Origin of the sequence: Desulfotruncus alcoholivorax DSM 16058, assembly GCF_000430885.1 — a bacterium.
Taxonomy (GTDB): domain Bacteria; phylum Bacillota; class Desulfotomaculia; order Desulfotomaculales; family Desulfallaceae; genus Desulfotruncus; species Desulfotruncus alcoholivorax.
In genome coordinates, this window is record NZ_AUMW01000021.1 from 1 (window position 1) to 19,289 (window position 19,289).

Annotated in this window: 21 protein-coding genes and 1 pseudogene; 7 read left to right on the top strand and 15 right to left on the bottom strand. The window is 48.1% G+C overall.

Features of this window, described 5'->3' with window-relative positions; all coding sequences use genetic code 11:
• On the bottom strand, positions 1 to 299 hold a 299-nt coding region (locus tag H569_RS20140), incomplete at its 3' end, for a P-loop NTPase family protein (protein WP_169726464.1).
• On the opposite strand from H569_RS20140, the pseudogene H569_RS23650 reads away from it, so the two are divergent.
• The 3 genes and pseudogenes from H569_RS23650 to H569_RS0111085 all read left to right on the top strand — a co-directional run.
• A pseudogene (locus H569_RS23650) lies at positions 294 to 380 on the top strand (hypothetical protein); the annotation flags it as partial. The gene H569_RS20140 and the pseudogene H569_RS23650 overlap by 6 nt on opposite strands.
• A 12-nt stretch (positions 381 to 392) precedes the next feature.
• A complete protein-coding gene (locus tag H569_RS22765; RefSeq protein WP_027365046.1) occupies positions 393 to 845 on the top strand; it encodes a hypothetical protein in 453 nt (150 codons plus the stop codon).
• Positions 838 to 2,646: a UvrD-helicase domain-containing protein gene (locus H569_RS0111085; protein ID WP_027365047.1), complete on the top strand. Its 1,809-nt coding sequence runs from the start codon at positions 838 to 840 to the stop codon at positions 2,644 to 2,646. Before H569_RS22765 ends, H569_RS0111085 begins: the two co-directional genes overlap by 8 nt.
• A gap of 654 nt (positions 2,647 to 3,300) precedes the next feature.
• Here the strand turns inward: H569_RS0111085 and H569_RS20145 are convergent.
• On the bottom strand, positions 3,301 to 5,016 hold the full coding sequence (locus H569_RS20145) for an ATP-binding protein (RefSeq protein ID WP_051273597.1): 1,716 nt from the start codon (positions 5,014 to 5,016) through the stop codon (positions 3,301 to 3,303).
• 434 nt (positions 5,017 to 5,450) lie between these two features.
• Here H569_RS20145 and H569_RS0111095 point away from each other — a divergent pair, with 434 nt between their 5' ends.
• Together H569_RS0111095 and H569_RS22550 are read left to right on the top strand one after the other, a co-directional pair.
• Complete coding sequence (locus H569_RS0111095) at positions 5,451 to 5,768, top strand: hypothetical protein (protein ID WP_027365048.1); 318 nt, start codon at positions 5,451 to 5,453, stop codon at positions 5,766 to 5,768.
• A 310-nt stretch (positions 5,769 to 6,078) separates the two neighbouring features.
• Positions 6,079 to 6,231, top strand: a complete 153-nt coding sequence (locus H569_RS22550) for a hypothetical protein (RefSeq protein WP_157833518.1) — start codon at positions 6,079 to 6,081, stop codon at positions 6,229 to 6,231.
• A 62-nt stretch (positions 6,232 to 6,293) separates the two neighbouring features.
• Here H569_RS22550 and H569_RS0111110 read toward each other — a convergent pair whose 3' ends face one another.
• Positions 6,294 to 6,608: an SWIM zinc finger family protein gene (locus tag H569_RS0111110; RefSeq protein WP_027365049.1), complete on the bottom strand. Its 315-nt coding sequence runs from the start codon at positions 6,606 to 6,608 to the stop codon at positions 6,294 to 6,296.
• 226 nt (positions 6,609 to 6,834) lie between these two features.
• Between H569_RS0111110 and H569_RS0111115 the strand changes: the two genes are divergently transcribed.
• Positions 6,835 to 7,014 (top strand): hypothetical protein, encoded by a 180-nt coding sequence (locus H569_RS0111115; RefSeq protein ID WP_027365050.1) that lies wholly within the window; start codon positions 6,835 to 6,837, stop codon positions 7,012 to 7,014.
• 33 nt (positions 7,015 to 7,047) lie between these two features.
• Complete coding sequence (locus H569_RS0111120) at positions 7,048 to 7,242, top strand: hypothetical protein (protein ID WP_027365051.1); 195 nt, start codon at positions 7,048 to 7,050, stop codon at positions 7,240 to 7,242.
• Between the two features lie 885 nt (positions 7,243 to 8,127).
• Here H569_RS0111120 and H569_RS20150 read toward each other — a convergent pair.
• From H569_RS20150 to H569_RS0111200, 12 genes are all read right to left on the bottom strand, one after another.
• Positions 8,128 to 9,207 (bottom strand): helix-turn-helix domain-containing protein, encoded by a 1,080-nt coding sequence (locus H569_RS20150; protein ID WP_051273598.1) that lies wholly within the window; start codon positions 9,205 to 9,207, stop codon positions 8,128 to 8,130.
• Entirely contained in the window at positions 9,185 to 9,772 is a 588-nt protein-coding gene (locus tag H569_RS0111140; RefSeq protein ID WP_027365054.1) for a hypothetical protein, read from the bottom strand. Before H569_RS0111140 ends, H569_RS20150 begins: the two co-directional genes overlap by 23 nt.
• A 324-nt stretch (positions 9,773 to 10,096) precedes the next feature.
• Positions 10,097 to 10,723, bottom strand: a complete 627-nt coding sequence (locus H569_RS22885) for a D-Ala-D-Ala carboxypeptidase family metallohydrolase (RefSeq protein ID WP_207637552.1) — start codon at positions 10,721 to 10,723, stop codon at positions 10,097 to 10,099.
• Positions 10,723 to 10,911, bottom strand: coding sequence for a YvrJ family protein (locus H569_RS0111150; protein WP_027365056.1), 189 nt, complete (start codon positions 10,909 to 10,911; stop codon positions 10,723 to 10,725). Before H569_RS0111150 ends, H569_RS22885 begins: the two co-directional genes overlap by 1 nt.
• Before the next feature lie 80 nt (positions 10,912 to 10,991).
• Positions 10,992 to 11,216 (bottom strand): DUF2922 domain-containing protein, encoded by a 225-nt coding sequence (locus H569_RS0111155; protein ID WP_027365057.1) that lies wholly within the window; start codon positions 11,214 to 11,216, stop codon positions 10,992 to 10,994.
• A gap of 170 nt (positions 11,217 to 11,386) precedes the next feature.
• The gene (locus tag H569_RS0111160) at positions 11,387 to 11,614 is read right to left on the bottom strand and encodes a DUF1659 domain-containing protein (RefSeq protein ID WP_027365058.1); all 228 of its coding nucleotides are present in this window, start codon (positions 11,612 to 11,614) and stop codon (positions 11,387 to 11,389) included.
• Between the two features lie 212 nt (positions 11,615 to 11,826).
• On the bottom strand, positions 11,827 to 11,988 hold the full coding sequence (locus tag H569_RS22555; RefSeq protein ID WP_157833519.1) for a hypothetical protein: 162 nt from the start codon (positions 11,986 to 11,988) through the stop codon (positions 11,827 to 11,829).
• Between the two features lie 230 nt (positions 11,989 to 12,218).
• A complete protein-coding gene (locus H569_RS0111175) occupies positions 12,219 to 12,902 on the bottom strand; it encodes a hypothetical protein (RefSeq protein ID WP_027365059.1) in 684 nt (227 codons plus the stop codon).
• 132 nt (positions 12,903 to 13,034) lie between these two features.
• Entirely contained in the window at positions 13,035 to 13,493 is a 459-nt protein-coding gene (locus H569_RS0111180; RefSeq protein WP_027365060.1) for a hypothetical protein, read from the bottom strand.
• 388 nt (positions 13,494 to 13,881) lie between these two features.
• Positions 13,882 to 16,167, bottom strand: a complete 2,286-nt coding sequence (locus H569_RS20155) for a heavy metal translocating P-type ATPase (protein ID WP_081410985.1) — start codon at positions 16,165 to 16,167, stop codon at positions 13,882 to 13,884.
• Between the two features lie 24 nt (positions 16,168 to 16,191).
• A complete protein-coding gene (locus tag H569_RS0111195) occupies positions 16,192 to 16,545 on the bottom strand; it encodes an ArsR/SmtB family transcription factor (protein ID WP_027365061.1) in 354 nt (117 codons plus the stop codon).
• Between the two features lie 153 nt (positions 16,546 to 16,698).
• Positions 16,699 to 19,068 carry a heavy metal translocating P-type ATPase gene (locus H569_RS0111200; RefSeq protein ID WP_027365062.1) on the bottom strand — a complete coding sequence of 790 codons (2,370 nt, stop codon included), beginning with the start codon at positions 19,066 to 19,068 and terminating at the stop codon, positions 16,699 to 16,701.
• Positions 19,069 to 19,289: the final 221 nt, after the last annotated feature.

The window sequence follows — 19,289 nt, forward strand, 5'->3', positions numbered from 1 at the left end:
GGGTCAGAATTGTCATTTAATGCCTGTTGTAACCCATCCTCACCGGGTGGACAATTCAACCAGGTATGCACACTGAACTTCTTATAGTCTATATCCACCAATGCTATCTTATAGCCTTCCTGCACTACTGTAACTGCCAGATTAACAGCAACAAAAGTTTTACCTGACTGTACCGGTGAGCTAACGGCAACAACTTTCTCCAGTGACGATTTACCGTTGTTATTTGCTTTTTTAGGCAACCTCGGTACAGATACAGATATATTTTTCTTTAAATCTCCACCGAATATGGTTGCATTCATAGTTTTGCCGAAAAACTTGGCGTATCGCTAGATGATTACGGCATCTGCGTTATAAATGCAAGAGGCGAAGAGTCAATCAAGCCGCTTCGCCAATTGCTAGATAAATTCAAAATCCCAAGCATTGCTATCTATGACGGTGATGTTAGGACTGGACATACCCCAGCTAATAACGAGTTTTTCACACAAGAACTCTGCTTTGAAATTGAAATTGTTAAGAAACTATTTTCAAATGGTCAAACTGCCCTGGTAAGGAAAATTGCTAAGGATTTATCCAGCAATGCAGAATCTGTCGAGATGGATGCCGATTTTGTGCGGAAGCACTTCAAAAAGATGGGCATTGATATGACAGGCTATGTACCTAAGAAGCTATCAGATGTCAGTGATGATGATGAGAGTGAGTTCTGCCAAATGTACTCCGCTTGGTTTATGGCAAAGAAGGATGTTCTCCTGGGACGGATTATCGGCGAAGCGCTACCCGCTGACCTCATACCTGCTTGTTATGCCGATGCAATTAAAAAAGCGCGGAAGGTGGCGAGCAATGCCTAATGCCATTCTTGCTGAACTAAAGGAGAAAATTTCAAAGCAGCACGAGGGCGATGAAAAGCAACTTGAAGTTATCTTTTCAGACAGTCCACGCTTGATAGTGGAAGCACCCGCCGGGTATGGTAAAACGACCACTATGATTAGCCGTATTGCGTATCTGTTTGCTTCCGGTGGCATACCAAACCCAAAGCGTATACTTGGACTAACCTTTAGCGTGAATGCCGCACTGAAAGTCAAACGGGAAGTCGCAGAGAAATTGCCTGTACTCCTTGGTGAAAAAAACAGCCCGGTTGCCATAGGCGAGAAAGTAACTGTCACGAACTACCACGGGTTTTGTAAGGGGATTCTGAAAAAGTACGGCTATCTCATCTCTGACGTATTGCGAAAAGATATCAATCTATTCAAGGCGATCAGCGACAGTGAAATTAGCAGACGCCAAGGTCTAAATACTACTTTATCTGCATCAGAAACCCAGCGGCTTGAAGGTATAGAAAACTCCATCAAGGCTTCCAGTGCTCCTGATGCACAGACTATACACGAATACAATGACATCGTTATTAGGAAGCTCCTGCCTTTGGAATACATTACACACAACGCTGTCATTCTGTTTGTGCTGGAGATTTTCGCCCGCTTCCCTGAGGTACGGAAGTTCTATCAGAGCTACTACCCGCTACTCGTTGTCGATGAGTTTCAAGACACAAACTGCATTGCTTGGTCTTTACTGGAATCAATCATCTCCGACCATACCCAATTGGTTTTTCTTGGAGATCCTTTGCAGCGCATTTACGGTTTCATAGGGGCGTTGCCTGATATTATGTCCACGGCAGCAACGAAATATGGTATGGTTCAAGTAGCACTTGCCAGGAACTACCGCTTCCGCAACAATCCAGAGATGCTTAAGCTGGACACAAATATTAGGGCGAACGCAGCGACTTGCTTCGACCCAGAGATTACTGATTCTGATACTGCAAAACTACCAGCATTTTGGGGAAGCACTCAGAAGGAGGAGGCGTGCAAGGTTGTTGCGAAAGTTCAGAGCCTTCTACAAGACGATACGGGTAAAATAGCTATACTCTTTCGCGGACGTGGAAAAAACGCCGAAATTGTCGAAGAGGAACTTTCAAATAACAGTATCCCGTATTTCTACGGTATGTTTACTGACGAAGATTTGGAATATGTAGAGTTCCACAACAGATGCCAAGAAATGTTCATCAAGAAGTTTGACAAATCTAAGAACATAAATAAGAAAGCCCTAATCGCGTTTGCTGAAAGCGTAAAGACTGCTTATTCACAATCAAACGTAAAGACTATTGATTCCTTGCTTTACTTGCTTGACGCTCTTGTAGAGAAAGTATCGGTTGATTATTCCGATTTGTTGTCTGAGGACAAATACACGTTGTTATTGGATATCTTTGAGAACAGACAGCTGAAACAGGCAATGGAGTATGTAGATTCTCGGGTGATACTCTCGACTGTCCATGGAGCGAAAGGGCTTGAATGGGATTATGTTATTCTATCTGATGTTGAACAGTGGGTTTTTACTTTCTTGTGCAGAGATTGTCCAAGCCTAAGAAATACATCAAGCAGTACAGTATGCAAACTGCCGAAAACGCTACCTGAACAAATGAAGAACCTGATATTGGACGATCTTTGCGTGTTTTATGTTGGCTTGACAAGAGCTAGAAAACAAGCATATCTTTCAGCAAGCGGTGAACGGTTTAATGCACGAGGTCAACAGTTCACAAACGGAAAAATCTGCTGTTTAGCCTCGGTAGATGGCGTAAAGTTGGTGAAAGCCGATTAGTTGCAATTAAGGACACAATTTTAACGTTTCCCCAAACTTTCAACGATTACCTGATGGCGATGCACACCCCCTGCTAAATTTCAACGATTACTCCAGTCAACCTCAACGGAAAATGGCCGGATTATATTTCGTCATCGCCAAAATAACCCACCAGAAATCGAAAAACCGCTCCGCTAAAATGCAGGAACGGCTTTATTACTGGACTTTTAGTCAAAACATAAACCACCTGCCGGTAAAATATATTTTATCAATAGATGGTAGATAATCTGGTGGAGGCGGACCGTACCTTATGGTAACCAAATATATCCCCTACCTCCCACACAAATGATATATTAACTTAAAGACCAAGTAAATACTATACCCTTACAATAATTAATGCTTTATGCTTGAACCCCTAACTCTTTAAACAAAATATAAGTTACTTACATCATTTCATATTTACTATTAGTTTTACCAATAATCTGATTAACCTTCCGCAGCCTGGTGGAAGGGCGCAAGCGGTAGCGCGCGAATGGCCGCAGCCGCGGCCCCTGCCCTCGGGGGTGGCAGCGCCACCCCACCTTCATGGGCTTATTATGAAAAATATTTTTTCATATAAACTTCGGAAAATAAATTCCGAAGTCTTTCCGAAGTTCATTAAGCTGAAATAATTTATTATATTATTATATATTTTCTGTTACTAGCCTTTTCCCGAGTGTTTGTCGGAACTATAAGCTTCGCCTCTACCATTTTTTCTAGCCTGTAATCAATTTGGTTAGGAGAGAATGTATTTTTGAGACCTTTTATAATATCTTTCCGTGCTACCGGCTGGTTATCTTTTATATATTTCCAAATCAACTTGGAATCAGCAGGAAGATTCTTAAACTTCATATCTTCCTCAAGCCCTGATAGCTTTGGAGAAAGCTCATAAAAAGCCCACCGGCGCGTTCCCGTCATACTCAGCGCCCCAGCGTGGACCATTTCTCCGAGCTCGCGTGTGGCAATTATTGTATCTACACCGCATAGCCGTTGATACTCTCTGTTGGTTATACGTCCCTCATTTCTTGCATACACAAGAGCCAGCCTCTGGTTACTATTTAAGTGACCTATATTAGTAGTTTCAAGCCACATAAGGGCGTCATGCCCAAGTAAATGGTGATTCTTAAATGTTAAGCCAAACCGGCTCAAAGTATTCTTAAATAATGGCAGGGATAAATTATGCTTACGCATAGCTGAAATTATTGCACCGACACCTCCGCCACGGTTTTCAACGATTCCTAAATCCTCTGCAATACGCATTAAAGCCGAATTCCTTGCTTGTTGAACATCAGGTTGGTCAATATTATCCAGAGTTACTGTTCCAAAAAGACCACCCGGATTTGAAATAGTTAACCGGTCGGGATATAAGGCAACCTGAATCTGACTTCCCCTGGCTTGTGGTGAATAATCCCTGTGCAAAAGCGCATTTGCCAATGCTTCCCGCAATGCTTCCCGAGGGTATTCCCAGGATTCTTCGCGTTCGATAGAACCAGTAATCACAGTTCTCTTCTGCAAGTGTCTTCCTAATAATATAATTATTCTGTGTAACATAGCCGGAATATTACCTTCCACCGGTTCATTAACCAAATAACGTTCTCCGTTGGGACCAGGCTGGTTAGGATCACTATTAGGATAAACCAGGAACACGACACGTAAGTTTGGGAAAAAAAATTGGGGCACTTTACCAAACATTAATAGTCCGGATACAGTAGGTACCAATTTACCTTCTCTTTCAGCTAAAACATGAGTAGATCGTAAGATGGTAAAATTATCTGCATCAGCAATAGGGCCATGCGAACGTTCTCTTACCCTATTAACAAAAGATTCTAAAACTTTGCTGTCTAAAACCGCATCATAATCTACATCAACCACTTCCATGTCATGTCTTGGCTGCCCTCTGTTTTCCAGCAATTTTAACACTTCATATTCAGTAAGTTGGTGGTCACCATCAGCTTGACGTATAAAAGAACCATGATATATACCGCGAGCTCTGATATGAACAGGTTTTTCCGAGGTACCTGCTTCAGGTACCTCTATTATCAGTAAGGATCTCCCTGATATATTGTGCAGAGAAAATTGGGGACGTATTGGAGGATCGAGTTCCTGGGCACACATATTTGCTACAGCAGTTTGTAAACTCTCAATATTTTCAACCCCTAAAATAGGAAAGGTAGGTGCATCCCCCACTCCCAATAAAATAATTCCACCGCCGTGGGTATTACTAAATGCTGATAATGTTTCCGAAAGGCTACGCGGGATATTTCTACGGGCTTCTTTACACTCTATTTTTTGGGTTTCTACTCTACCCAGCTTTAACTCTTCAATTAATTCCAGCAATTCGTCAGTTAGCATAACAAACCACCTTATAATATTTCCCAAAAAGAAAAGTTTATCAATGCCTAAAAACTTACGTTAGGTTTATATTCAATCCTTAAAGACAATTACTTTTATATCAGTATTATTTTCTGTATTCTAACTTATACCATGTTAATTAGCAATAAATTGTAAGTCAGAACCGTACATTATGCCCGTCTGCTGATAGGGAGGATAAGTTTAATTAAATGCCTGGCGATCAACGCTTCTGCATCAGCTGTGGTGTGACATGACCAGTTCGCTGCTCCCAGCACCCGTATCCGTTTAACCAAGACATAATTGTCTCAGTTCCATTGAGGGCGCAGCCGCGCCCCACATGCCAGACCGCAGCAGCGGTCTCTGGTTAAATACATACCGGTATTGGTATACATGATAAAGCCAAATAATAACTAACGCAGTGGGGAGTTTATATCATGGACCCTCAAAGGCCGGCGAGCACGCTGCCGGGAATTCACGACCCCAGAGATTGCAACAGAGGAATTACCGGCAGGGTGCGGCCCCCGCCCCCAAAGGATGACCCCGATAGGACCGGAGCTGGTGCACGCAGTGAAACGGAGCCGCAGGGAGCGGAGCGGGACTTGCGGCTGACCCAAAAGGTATACCCCAAAGTGATAGCCGCTGGTCAAGCGGAGAGACCGGAGGCGCAGTGGAGCAGAATGCACGAGCGGAAGTCCCGGACCCGAAAGAAAAGCCCATACGAGGACCCCAAAGAATTGCCGTTAGGCACATGACCCCATAGCTGGCCGCACTCCGGGCCGGACCTGAAAGCTAAACCCTAAAGCTCGGCCCGGTGTGCGACCGACATGCACAGACCGCCTACCACCCACGTTTCTTCCGGGCAAGGTGTGGACGGCAATGACCCGTGAGGATGCCCACAAAAGGCCGGCCACACTTTGCCCGGCGGCAGTATGTTTGCCGAATCAGCCTGCCACTAGCCCGCCGGTTATCACCATCCAAGTAAGGCGGCACTTCGGAGCAGGGCGGTAAATTTCCTCTGTTTATAGCCCTGCTTCGATGTGCGCCGCGCCGTAGGTTGACCATGTGAGCGTTACCAACAAAGTGAGGCACACGACGGCCCGGGCCGGGACTCACATAGCCCGGCCTATAAGCGGCCCGGGCTGTGGTGTGCCCGGTGAAAGGCAGCTCGGTGGGGAGGCAGTCGATTCAGCAACCCAGCTGCTTACAGCTGCATAGGGGCGCAGCCGCGCCCCCGGTGGCAGGGGTGCGGGATACCGTGCGACCAAAAAAGGGGCGCCTTAGCGCCCCAGCTCCTCCAACTGCCGGTGCTTGCTGCGGGCCGCGGCAGCCAGCCCCAGCTCCGACATAGCCGCAAACGCCACATGCTTGCACAGCACACCGCGCTTGACTGCATCCTCGCAGCTGCACCGGGCAGCGCCACCGCGGCCCCGGCGCTCAATTACCACCATGCGCTCTTTAATGCCATCGCGCACGAAACCCTCAACCAACCCTGCTTCTCGATTCTTGCACTCCCACTGCCAGCCGGCCTGCATGCCAGCCAGCGCGCGGCCAAACCTGCCATCTTCAATTCTACCCAACAGCCTTCTTAACATCTTACCAACCTCCCGTTTTTCTTCGCACACCGCTGCCGGTGCCGCGTGTCAAGGGCCGGGCGCTTTTTACCCGGGCTGATAAAAAAATTTTTTCCGACATGCAGAATTAGCCCAAGGTAGAAAAATTTTATTTATCGGCGTACCCTTGACACGCGGCAGCCAGGGGCCGGCCACTGGCAGGCAGAGGTACAATAGAAAGAGCGGGAGGGGAGGCAACCACTAACGTTTGGGCCTGGAACACCGCTGGGGGTGTGGGGGCCGGCGGCCCCTGCCGGGGTGCGGGGCAGAGCCCTGCGGACCGAAAGAAAGACATGCAAGGACCCGCGAAGGCGAGGCCGGCGGGCCGGGCCGGTCCATCTTTTCCGGCCGGCCCGGCACTCTGCCCGACCGCAGCGCTGATGAATAAAAGCGCCAGGGGCGGGCCTGGCGGCCTAAGAGGATGCCCCCAGACCAGGGCCGCACCTGGCGCTACCTTTTGCCAGTGTTAGTGATACTGCTGCTGACAGCTCCGGTGCCGGCGCTGATCCGCCCCGCCAATGCCTGCGTTTTTCCCACTCGATTACGCTCACCCGCTGCCAACACCTGGTTACGTCCGGGAACCCGGGCTGCAGCCGCGGCCCCCTGGCATGTATAATAGAAAAAACGCGCTGCGACCGTTCCGGGAAATACCCGCTCGATCACAAAAAAAGGCTGGTTTTGTACAGGGAAACGTGTGTTTTGTCACACCTGGCGGGCTAGGCCTGGCCACGCCTTACTTCCAGGAAGTCGCACCAGGTTGTCAATCCGGAAGTCTTTACACGCAATGGAGGCCGGGCAAGTCCCGGACCAGCTTCCGGGCTTGGCTCACTGGTCGGCCCGGCACATGCCTGGCTATTATTAAACCTAGCCGGGACCCCACCCCGGCTTGTATGTCGGCCAGAGTGGCCGGGGAAAAGCGGCCAACCACCCTGGCCAGCCTTCGAGGTCCTCTTGCATGCCGGGCTCTGCGGGAAAGGGGCCGCAGTTGCGGCCCCCATTGGGCGACCGGTGGCACTAGAGAAATGCCCCGGACCGGATGCACCCCTGGCGCTAGCTTCTGGCGGGGGGAAGTTCGAGGGGGGACGGTGCCCCCCTGCGGAAAGTAACCTGTCGAGCGGGCGGTAAAACTTGTGGCACCGCAGTCAGGTATGGGCGTGGCCGACCCCAGAGCTGGCCAGTGTGCCGGAAAAGCCAGGACCGGTGAGCCAAGCCCTAAAGGGCTTTTCCGGCACTCTGGCTGACATGCACGAGACCCGGGTGTCATGGCATGCAGGGTACAATAAAAGCCACACATGACCAGGACCGACCCAAAAGGTTAACCCCAGAGCTGGGCCTGGTGATGTGTGGCTACCTTTGGATAGCCTGTCAATAGCTTTTCGGTGGCGGAAGGCAATTGAAAAGATGCAGTATCGGTAAGACGCGGCAGGGCTAATTTGCGATTTGCTGAAGGTGGTGAATGTATATGGGATTTTGCAAGGCCCATACACACCATTTTAAGAGTTTATTTAATTATTTTTAATAATTTATTGTTATTAAAATAAATTTGGCGTGTTTCCTGTTCCATCAAATTAAGTTTTTTACTTAATTCCTTCGCTGTATAGCCTAGCTCGTTTCTATAAACGTCAATAATTTCTTGAAAAAGGGTTGGTACTTCCTTGGGTATTTCAAGTGGTTCCTTTGTCTTGTAACCAAGTTTACTCATTTTCATCCATAAGAATCGATATTGTCTTTCAGTTATCTCTCCTAAATCAGCTGCACGCTTTAACAAAGCAGCCATAGAAACTTTCCAATGAATTTTTAATTCAGCTAATCGTTGAATAGATAAATTTCTTAAATATGGACGGATTTCCTTTGCAGGCATTAAAAACTCTGCGGAAAATCGGTCAGCTTCCTTCTCCATGTTAGGATTGGGATCTTTTTGGTGCATTATAATGTGTGCTAATTCGTGGGATAAAGTAAAACGCATCCTATCACCAGGGTAATTAATATTTATGAAAAATAGCGGTGGTAATTTAGGTAAGGCAAGACTTATTGCGTCAATTCTAGGCGTTCCAAAATCAAAAGGAATTATAATTCCACCGTTATCTTCTATTATTCTTGAAAGGTTAGCAATTGGGCCTGGTGGGATATGCCACAAGGCTCTTACCGTTTTAGCGATATTTTCGATGTTATTATCAAAATCCATAAGATCAAAAATAGGTATATTAACTTCGCAAATATCAACATCACGTAACAAGCGGGTTAACTGCATTCTTCTCAAATTGAGTTGGGCATGTATCGTTTGAAGCTTTTTGACTGGAATATCCTGGCGCTTTCTGTTAAATAGCTCGCTGGGTCCAAATCCATAAATCATATCTGTTTGATAAAAGAATTCAACAGGATACCCCAGAATATTTGAGAATTGCTCTACAATCTCATCGGAGATTGGCCTTAAATTGCTTTCAATTCTTGAAAGCCAACCCTGATTTACACCAAGTCTATTTGCTAAATCTTTCTGGGTTAGCGCACGTGATTCTCTCCCGATTACTAGCATTTCGGGGTTAAACTTCTTGTCTTGTTCATTCGTCACCTTCTTTAACATCTTGTTCCACCTTCCTAGGCGTTACGCGTTTACGCTTAGTTTGAGCATTAATAGGTATAAGTTCTGATATTGCAGATTTTTCCGAGATTAGTTCAATGACCCAAAGATTACTGCTTCCATCCGGGCAGGTAATAAAAAAACCTTCGTGTTCGGTTTGTAAATAATTCCACCTATATCCAGCAAATATATTGGTTACAGCCGGAGGTAAATCAGGAAAGTTAAGAAAATTTTCTTGCTGATTTATAAATTTAAGTACTTGTTGAGTAGGGATATTTCTAGTTTTTAAATTTTTATCAAACATTTTAAATTTAAGCTTGAACTTATCTTGTATAAAAAAGTAAAAACAATTCCTTTTAAAGCTCCATCTTATACCTGGTTCATTTTGTAAATATTTAAAAGCGTAATCAATTATTAAATCATTAATAATGCTAGCCCTTGTTCTTTTGGAAAATTGAATTCTACGAACGTTAAGTAGATATTCTTGTACAGCCGCTTCGATACATTTTGTTATGCTTGGAATGTATGGGGCAAGTATCTGTTTTGCTTCATTTTCGGGTATTGCCAAATTGCAAACCTCCTGATCTTGATTTTACAGAATTATGGTAACATATGGTTTGTCAAAAATCAAGTAAAATATGCCAAAAAATATGCCAATATCACGAGTTGGTTGGTGCTAAACCCCAAACACCCATCATCTCACACATCACTCGGTCGGTGTCCGTCATTGTATTTAATATGGTAAAAAACCCACGCCGTGTGCATGGGTTTTTGTGGGGGTAAGAAAAAGTTGAAGCGTAGAATATGCATTGTAAAGTATAAAAAATCAATCCTACTACCTGGTTTTTAAATTACATCAACTTTAATTGATTACCCCATCAAAGAATCCGATTTACCTTGTTTCCGTCCATCTAGCCGGCCCACTCTGCCTGACATCAACATGGGCGAATGTTGGGTAAAGTCCCACGCCCAGGAACCCGACCTGCCCGGCAGCAGTCGCCACTTCTCCCGGGACAAGTCCATCCACTTCAATATCCACTGCATTACCCAGCAGGTGCTGACTTTGCTTTGCGCCGCCCACTATACGGTTATGCTCCGGACAGCGGTAGCCGGAGGTAATAACCACCGGCCTGCCGCCCAGGCGCTCGCGCAGCTGCTCCAGCATATCCACCAGGTAAAGGTTAACCCGAACCAGGCCGCAGCAGCGGCAGGCGAACTCTTGCTCCTTAAAGTGCGGGCTGAGGCGGCGGCCGGGCTCCGGCCGGTGCGGTAAGTGGAATGCCAGCGCCTTTAATGTATTTGGCCCGGCGATGCCATCCGCTGCCAATCTGCAAATTTGCTGCAGTTGTACAACCGCCTGGCGGGTGCGCGGCCCATACACTCCGTCCGCCGGGCCCGGGTCAAAGCCAGCCGTGGCCAGCTGCCGCTGCAGCTCGTATACCGGCGCCCCTCTATCGCCCGGGAACGATACCAACTGCAACCCGGGAACCGGCACCCCTTTATCGCCCGGGGCCGGCATCAGCTGCCGCCCTCTACTATCTGGCGCATTTGTTCCACATCCACATCCGACTGCTTGGCCACCACCAGCGTTAGCAGTGTAATTGATTTTTGCAGCTCCTTGATCAGCGGCTCCAGCCTCACTAAAAGGTACCCTGCGACTACCATTGGAAAACCGTAGTTCGCTGCCAGTTTCATTATTTCTTCCATTATAATTTAACCCCCTCGAATAACAATAAAGGTGGGGCTGTATTCCCCACCTTGAACCTACCAGAAACCCCGTGTTAACTTTATGCCTCATAAATGATGTTGACGGTCCGGTCAACGATTTGCGCGCTATCCTTACTCACCAGGTCGCCGCCGCTGGTGACGAAAATATTTTTAGCAATGATTTGGTCCATTGCCGCAGTAACCTCGGCCTCGGTAAGAGTATCCTTTGGATTATCCAACGAAATAGTTACCCGGTTGCCCGCCTGGGTTACAAAACGCATTTGTAGGGTTTGCGTAGTAGCCATAGGCTATAACCTCCTTTCTTGGACCGATACACCCGGTCCATTAATCACCGCTTTATTGGGGACATACCTCCTACCTATAAGACTCGTCCTGAAAGCGGAGGTGTGTCCCCTTTCCTATTTTGCGGTCCGGTATTAATACGTTCGAGATGCCTTTATCTATGCCGGAAAGTTTAAATCGCTTCTTCCAGCCTGCCGTAATCAACGCGCATCACTGATTCAGCAGTGTATTCCTGCAGCTGGGCCAACGCCAGGGCCACATCGTAAATATCCTGGTCCGCCGCCGTGTCTTTGACATTATTCAGACTCTTGGTACTGTAAACCGGATTGCCGTTGCCGTCCACCCCGGTCTGGAACTGGATGCGCAGCGTAGTCCCTACAATAACTTTGTTAACTGCCATATCGTTTCATCTCCTTTCGTCAATGATATCTTTCTTAATACCTGTTTAATTAGTGTTTGGCGGCGGGAGTGGCCGGACCCCCGCCGCCAAAAAAGAAAAGCCGGAAAATTCCGGCCGATTTAAAGTTAGCACAGGTAAGTTACACTGATCAAGTAAAATTTTGCAATAATTTAAAAAATATCTTTCACCTTATTGTTTAATTATAGATACTGTTAGTGCCAGGTAATGCCGTCCAGGTAAATGACTGCTGCTTCCACCTGCTCCGCAACACCCAGCCGAAAATTCCGGTAAACCATGTCGATGTTCTGACCAAAGGTGGACTTTAGAATGGCCTCGTTATCCTTAAGGCCGGTAAACAGTGGGATATGCTCCACCGGTTGGCCAGGCTGGGTTACCGTCCGGTAGGGCTCGGGCAGTTCCTGACCCTTATTCCCGGAGACACGTTTTTTTTAAAACGTTTTTCATTTTTCTCGCCCGCTGGAATGCCACTGGGCCCGTACCTCTCCCTCGAAAAAGCTGCCGCTTAAATTATCCGAACCGGCCAAATTTCCATAACTATCAATAATTTGACATTAATTTGGCAGTAAAATGATTTGAAATTCAGTTAGTGATAACTATTACCTCTACTTGTAGACTGTCGACTCTTAAACCGCGGATAGAGTCGTCTTAACTTGGTTTTTGCATCGTCATTTATACCCTTTTGATTTTTAGCAGAGTCTCCATTTTGAGCCCCGGTATCATTAACTTCACTGGGTTTCCAGCCGATACAACTATTATGACGACTCTCAGGTGACAGCATTTTTTGCTGGATACCATTATCTGGCGGATAAGGACTCTCTTTAAAAAGAGTAGGATCTCCTAAGGCGGTGATGATTGAGGCAGCGGTTATTCCAAAAACTGTATGTATGCCTCTGCAAAGTATATTGCTGTTTGGATTTTGCTTAACCTGTGGCAATACTCTTGTAAAGGCATTAAAAACTTGATCTAATACCCCATTGCCGACTATAGTACCTTTCAACCAACCGTAATCCTTACCGGTGAGCGATAGGGTATAACTTATTAGAACACCTGTCAGACATGCAATGGTCATGTCTGTAGTCGTACCAAGAAACCAACCCTTCCAAGTTTTGGCGTCTTTTTTGTTTAATAATACTAACGGAACCATCCTTCTGCACGTGTATTTGGTCAGCCCTGAGCGGACTCCCGTTTCTGCAATTGCTTCCTTGACAAGGTTCGCTCCCAAGCCAGCGATTAATCCTAAAGTTATTCTATCTTTGATGCGTTGCACGTGATTGTTCCTCCCTTAATATTATTAAATTATCTTTAGATATCTTCCGTACAGCAGGTAGTCTATAGCTGTCTCGACAATGATTGCGATAATACCGGCCGTAACAATCCCCAGATAACATTGCTTAAAATTTTAATCACCTATTTTATCTGGTTCCTGCTTAGAAAGAAACTGCAAAACAAGACCTGTTACCAGACCAAATAAAGCTTCGAAAAAAAAGCAGGCCAAAACCATTACGGGAGGCAGGACTGAATAAACTCTTGGCACCATTGAATTAGGAATTATGGCCACGTGTACAGGCCATAAAACGACCCCAACTCCCATGCCTTTCAGCCAGGCATAGTCATTTCCCGTTCTTTGGAGAAGAAATGAGATTATTACACCTACAAATGAACCGGTGACAAATGAGGCTAGCACTCCTATAGTCATTGTTAATGTATTTATCGGGGTTCCGGGAGGATTTAAAAATACGGCATTATAATGGATTCCGGTATAAGGTAAAAGGCCAAAGTGATAAAGCAGCCAGTTGGTTCCCCCATATGCCGCCACCCCAATAGAACCGGCAATACCACCACGTAAAACTATATCCATCCACCCTGGTCAAATTTTATTTGACCATTTTCACCTCTTTCATCAAACTGTCCTTTGATTATCAGGTATCAGGGATCTTCCATGCTGGCTAAAAATTATATTTTCCAAAAAAAAAAAAACATGTAAATTAATAACATATAGTTTTAAACTAATTTACCGGGTATGGGCATATTTCTTAAATAATAGCAGCGGCTTTATTGAATAATTTTAGTTGGCAACTACTCAGTTCGAAAACGGCCGCTGCCATTAATTCGGGCTTATTGCCTTTTTCCCTGTTATTTTGCCAAAACATGGCACGAGCAGCACAAGAGGTGTCTTGGGCCGGATTAGTTTTAATTTCCATCTTGGTTTTGATTTTTATAAATTAGTGTTTTTTCCGGCCAAAGAACTAAGAATTCTGATATACCACATCGCCAACGATGTCTTGCTGAGGCCCCGCTAATGAAGTATTACCACTTACCCTCATCAGGCGCATACCATTAGCTATGACCATTAACGCCGCCCCGGTATCTGCAAACACGGCCATCCAGAGATTGGTCACCCCCCAAAGTGTGCCAGCGATAAAGGCGGCTTTAACCAGCAGGGCAAAAATAATATTTTGCTTGATAATCTTTAAAGCCCGGCGACTGAGGTCGACTGCGTAGGGTAAGTTGGACAGGTCGTCCGCCATCAGCGCGATATCGGCAGTTTCCAGGGCCGTATCCGTGCCCGCGCCGCCCATTGCAATACCTATATTGGCGGTGGCCAGTGCCGGCGCGTCATTGACCCCGTCACCGACCATACCCACCTTGCCGTACTGCTGCTGTAAATGCTTAATTACTTTCAGTTTGTCCTCCGGTAAAAGCTCTGCTCTAAAATCATCAAGCTTTAGCTCGGAAGCAATAGCCCGGGCGGTATCAGAATTATCACCGGTTAACATGATCATCTTTTGGATGCCGGCAGCCCGTAAACCCTGCACAGTATCAGCGCTGTTCGTCCGCATCTGGTCCGCCACGGCAATGATGCCCATGATGGTAGCGCGCGAGCCGATCAGCATGGCCGTTTTACCTTCCTTTTGCAGCCTGGTTAGAGTTTGGCGCAGGCCGGTTGTATCCACCCGCAAGTCGTCAAACAGCCTGGCGTTGCCGATATAATAAGGATTACCGTTAATTATAACGCTAGCCCCCTTACCGGTAATGGACTGAAATTCCGTGCTTGCAGGAGGCGTTACCGCCAATTGCCCGGCATGGCGCAGAATGGCGCGGGCCAGGGGGTGCTGGGACCGGTTTTCCACTGCGGCAGCAATGGCCACCACGTCTTTTTCAGCATGTCCACCCACGGGGATAACATCGGTTACCGCGGGGCTCCCCTCGGTCAGAGTGCCCGTTTTGTCAAAGGCCACTACTTTTAGCGCGCCGGCTTCCTCCAGGTAAGCGCCCCCTTTGATTAAAACGCCCCGCCGGGCGGCGCTGCCGATGGCCGAAACGATTGATACAGGCGTGGAAATAACCAGCGCGCAAGGGCAGGCAATCACCAGCAGAATCAGCGCCTTTTCCAGCCAGGGCTCAAACGGCAGCCCCAGCGCAAGGGGAGGGATGACAGCGATGGCCAATGCCGCGGCTATTACAACCGGTGTATAATACCGGGCAAAGACGTCCACAAACTGCTGGGAGGGTGCTTTTTGCGCCTGGGCCTCTTCCACCATGTTGACAATTTTGGCCAGTGTAGTATCCTGCACCAGCCTGGTAACCTCGATTTCCAGCGCGCCCGCTTCATTGATGGTACCGGCAAATACTTCGGCGCCCGGACTTTTCTCCACCGGCATGGACTCACCGGTAATGGGTGCCTGGTTAACCATTGAAGTTCCTATCAGCACCCGGCCATCCATTGCGATACTCTCACCCGGCTTAACAATAACGATGTCACCGATTTTAATTTCTTCCACCGGCAGCACCATTTCCCGGTCACCACGGCGCACCAGGGCCTGCCTGGGTGAAAGCTCCATCAGCGCCCGGATGGAATTTCTGGTTTTATCCATACTGTAGGCCTGCAAAGTGTTACCGAGGGCAAAAAGGAAAACCACCGTGGCTCCCTCGGCCCACTCGCCGATGGCGGCTGCCCCAATTACAGCAACAGACATGAGCACGTTCATATCTATGCTTAACGATTTAATTGAGTAATAAGCGTTTTTGGCTGTAATGAGCCCGCCGGAAAGCATGGCTGCAATAAATAAGGCCACGATCGCCTGGTTTGGCGCATTAAACAATGATGCCGCAAATCCTGTCAGCAATAACAGCCCGGAAAACGCGGTCAGCAGCAGCTTGACATCTTCCCAAAACAGCGCCGGTTTGTTTTCTACGGTTACCCCGGCCGGTTCAGCACCGTAACCTGCTTCTTCCACCGCCCGGATGATTTCCTTCACACAGGCGCTGTGCCGGGCAGTCAGCTTGGACGCGCCGAAGTTTACTTCAACACTCTCCACCCCGGCCATTTGGGCCAACCTTTTTTCCAGTTTGGCCGCGCAGTCCGCGCAATCCAGGCCGGTAAGCCGAAAGGTATCCAGCCTGCTCCGGGCATCCTCACCCGATAATACCTGGCCGGCCCGCCGCACGGTTTTTATGCCCTCTAATTGGGCTGTAGATCCACGATTATTGGAACAACTGCAGCTGCATTTAGGGTCGTTGCATTCTGCCATGATTTAACCTCCCATACTGTGCTTTTATTTTGTTGCGCCATGTTCCCCTTGATAATGCCGCAGGGCGGCTTCGACAATGGTTTTGGCACAATTATCGCTTAAAGAATAAAAAACCATCTTGCCCTGTTTCCTGCTCCTGGCCAGGCCCATGTTTTTCAGCAGCCGCAGGTGGTGAGAGGCCGCCGCCACGGTGGCGTCAATAATCTGAGCCACATCACACACGCACAGCTCCTCCCGGGAAAGGGCATAGATTATCTTTATCCTGGTTTCATCGCCCAGGGCCTTAAATATATGCCCCAGGCCTTCGGTTGCCGCCACTTCTTGCTTAATGCGGTTAACCTTTTCTTCATCAAAGCAAAATATCTCGCAGACAGACATATTTCCTCACCCCATTCTCATTCTCATATTTAAATGCATGTTTGAATGTTAAAACGCAATAGGTCTTTTGCACCGGCATGAATCTCGGCCATGAGGCTAAAATATATTTTTTATAAGGATAACAAACCATTGTTTCAGCTTTGTTACATTTTTTTAAACTTTTTGTGACATTAGATGGACATTCATTACCCGCATCGCGTTGATAATCGCCAGCAGGGCCACTCCAACATCGGCAAAAACCGCCTCCCACATGGTGGCGATGCCGCCTGCGCCGAGTGCCAGAACTATGGCCTTCACCCCCAGAGCAAGGATAATGTTCTGCCACACAATCCCTTTGGTACGCCTGGCAATCCTGATAGCCGTCACCAGCTTGGAGGGCTCATCGGTCATCAGCACCACGTCCGCCGCCTCAATGGCGGCGTCGGAGCCCAAACCGCCCATAGCCACACCCACGTCGGCCCGGGCCAGCACCGGGGCGTCGTTGATGCCGTCCCCTACAAAAACCAGTTTTTCCCCGGGACCTTTGACATGGTTCAGCCGCTCCACTTGCTCCACCTTTTGGTCGGGCAGCAGCTGGGCATGCACTTCATCCAAACCCAGGCGCCGGCCCACTTCCTCTCCCACCGCCCGGTTATCCCCTGTCAGCATCACCAGTTTCTTCACCCCGGCTTCCTTTAAGCCGCGCATGGCCCGGGCGGCATCCTCCTTGACTTCATCGGAAATGGCCAGGTAGCCGGCATATTTGCCGTCAACCGCCAGGTGCACCACCGTGCCGGCGATATTGGCTTCGGCATGACTGATTCCCTCCCTGACCATTAACTTGGCATTGCCGGCCAGGATTGTTTTCCCATCTACTTTAACTTTAATCCCGTGACCGGTGATTTCTTCATACTCAGCGATCTTTTTGGTATCAATATTTTTGTTATAGGCTTCCTGCACCGACCGGGCAATGGGATGGTTGGAGTGGACCTCGGCGTAAGCGGCGTATTCCAGCAGCTCAGCTTGATCAAAGCCTGCCCCGGGAACCACGTCAGTAACCTTAAAAACCCCTTTGGTTAAAGTGCCTGTTTTGTCAAAAACGGCTATTTTCACGTTGTTCAGCGCTTCCAGGTAATTCCCGCCTTTGACCAGCACCCCGTTCCTGGAGGCCCCGCCGATGCCGCCGAAAAAGCCCAGCGGAATGGAGACCACCAGCGCACAGGGGCAGGAAATAACCAGCACCACCAGGGCCCGGTATATCCACTGGCTAAAGGTGGCCCCCGGGATGAAAAGGGGCGGCAGCAAGGCTATAGCCAGCGCCCCGAACACCACCACCGGGGTATAATACCTGGCAAACCTGGTGATAAAATTTTCCGTGGGCGCCTTTTTACCGGCAGCGTTTTCCACCAGGTCCAGAATTTTTGCCACCGTGGACTCCCCGAACCCTTTGGTCACTTCCACGGTTAAAAGACCGCTTTTATTAATAAAGCCGGCCAGCACTTTGGCCCCTGAAACTACTTCCCTGGGGACCGACTCACCGGTCAGGGCGGAAGTATCCACCATTGATTTGCCTTCTAATACTTTGCCGTCCAGAGGCACCTTTTCGCCGGGCTTAATCACGATTACGTCCCCGATGCCTACGCTCTCCGGGCTGACCTGCTTTATTTCATTACCGGATTTCAGGTTGGCATAATCCGGGCGGATATCCATCAGCGCGGCGATGGACTTGCGCGAGCGATTTATCGCCACGTCCTGGAAAAGTTCCCCCACCTGGTAAAACAACATCACCACAACCGCTTCGGGGAACTGCCGGATGGCCAGAGCACCCAGCGTGGCAACGCTCATCAGGAAGTTTTCGTCAAAAACCCGCCCCCGGGAAATGTTCCGGGCACTTTTAAGCAGTATTTCCCCGCCCACCAGCAGGTAGCTGATTATGTATAACAATGCTTCCACGGCAAAAGGAAACTTAAAAATCAGGGCCACGGCAAAAAAGGCCGCCCCGACGGTCAGGCGCGCCATTTCTTTCTTTTCGCCCGCTTTTTCTTTCGAAGGAGAGATCACTTTATCCTGCTCAGCCAATTCTTTCAGCTCGATATCGGGCTCAATGCTCTGCACCGATTGTTTGATGCTATCCAAAAAATCTTCAAAATTAGCTCCTTTTCCCACTTCCACCAGCAATTTTTTGGCCGGGAAGTTGAGAGTGGCGCTTTTAACGCCACCGATTTGGCGCACCCGGTCTTCAATCCTGGAGGCGCACCGGGCACAGTCCAACCCCATCAGCAAAAAAGCTTTATTGGTGGTAAAATCGATCTTTTTCTCCTGAACAATTACATCCGGCTCCAGCTTATTAACGATGCTTCTTACCTCGTCAAACACCCGGTCCATATCCAGCGCCCGGTCTGTTTCCAGAGTCAGCTTCTTGGTGGCAAAGTTCACCGATACCCCGGTGACCCCTGCAATCTTACTCAATTGTGCCTCCATTTTTGCCGCACAGGCGGCGCAGGAAAGCCCCTCCAGGGTTAATTCTCTTTTTGCGGTGACCATAGCGAACACTCCCATCAGATATAGCCGGATATTCTAAAACCATTGCAATGTCGTAAAATACATTACCAGCACTTAACAGGCCGGGGATGCTGGTTTTATTATGCGTCAACAAGTTAATTTTAACCTCTGCGCATCAAAAAGGGGGCGGGGCGGATTTAACCGCCCCACAAAGGAGGTTTATGTTGCTGGCATTACACTAACTATATGTTAAACAGCTGATG

Bases quoted from the DNA above. Each gene is read 5' to 3' on its own strand.
- H569_RS0111085 (WP_027365047.1), top strand. From the start codon at position 838: ATGCCTAATGCCATTCTTGCTGAACTAAAGGAGAAAATTTCAAAGCAG.
- H569_RS20145 (WP_051273597.1), bottom strand. From the start codon at position 5,016: ATGCTAACTGACGAATTGCTGGAATTAATTGAAGAGTTAAAGCTGGGT.
- H569_RS0111095 (WP_027365048.1), top strand. From the start codon at position 5,451: ATGGACCCTCAAAGGCCGGCGAGCACGCTGCCGGGAATTCACGACCCC.
- H569_RS0111110 (WP_027365049.1), bottom strand. From the start codon at position 6,608: ATGTTAAGAAGGCTGTTGGGTAGAATTGAAGATGGCAGGTTTGGCCGC.
- H569_RS0111120 (WP_027365051.1), top strand. From the start codon at position 7,048: ATGCCCCCAGACCAGGGCCGCACCTGGCGCTACCTTTTGCCAGTGTTA.
- H569_RS20150 (WP_051273598.1), bottom strand. From the start codon at position 9,207: ATGTTAAAGAAGGTGACGAATGAACAAGACAAGAAGTTTAACCCCGAA.
- H569_RS22885 (WP_207637552.1), bottom strand. From the start codon at position 10,723: ATGCCGGCCCCGGGCGATAAAGGGGTGCCGGTTCCCGGGTTGCAGTTG.
- H569_RS0111150 (WP_027365056.1), bottom strand. From the start codon at position 10,911: ATGGAAGAAATAATGAAACTGGCAGCGAACTACGGTTTTCCAATGGTA.
- H569_RS0111155 (WP_027365057.1), bottom strand. From the start codon at position 11,216: ATGGCTACTACGCAAACCCTACAAATGCGTTTTGTAACCCAGGCGGGC.
- H569_RS0111160 (WP_027365058.1), bottom strand. From the start codon at position 11,614: ATGGCAGTTAACAAAGTTATTGTAGGGACTACGCTGCGCATCCAGTTC.
- H569_RS0111180 (WP_027365060.1), bottom strand. From the start codon at position 13,493: ATGGATATAGTTTTACGTGGTGGTATTGCCGGTTCTATTGGGGTGGCG.
- H569_RS20155 (WP_081410985.1), bottom strand. From the start codon at position 16,167: ATGGCAGAATGCAACGACCCTAAATGCAGCTGCAGTTGTTCCAATAAT.
- H569_RS0111195 (WP_027365061.1), bottom strand. From the start codon at position 16,545: ATGTCTGTCTGCGAGATATTTTGCTTTGATGAAGAAAAGGTTAACCGC.
- H569_RS0111200 (WP_027365062.1), bottom strand. From the start codon at position 19,068: ATGGTCACCGCAAAAAGAGAATTAACCCTGGAGGGGCTTTCCTGCGCC.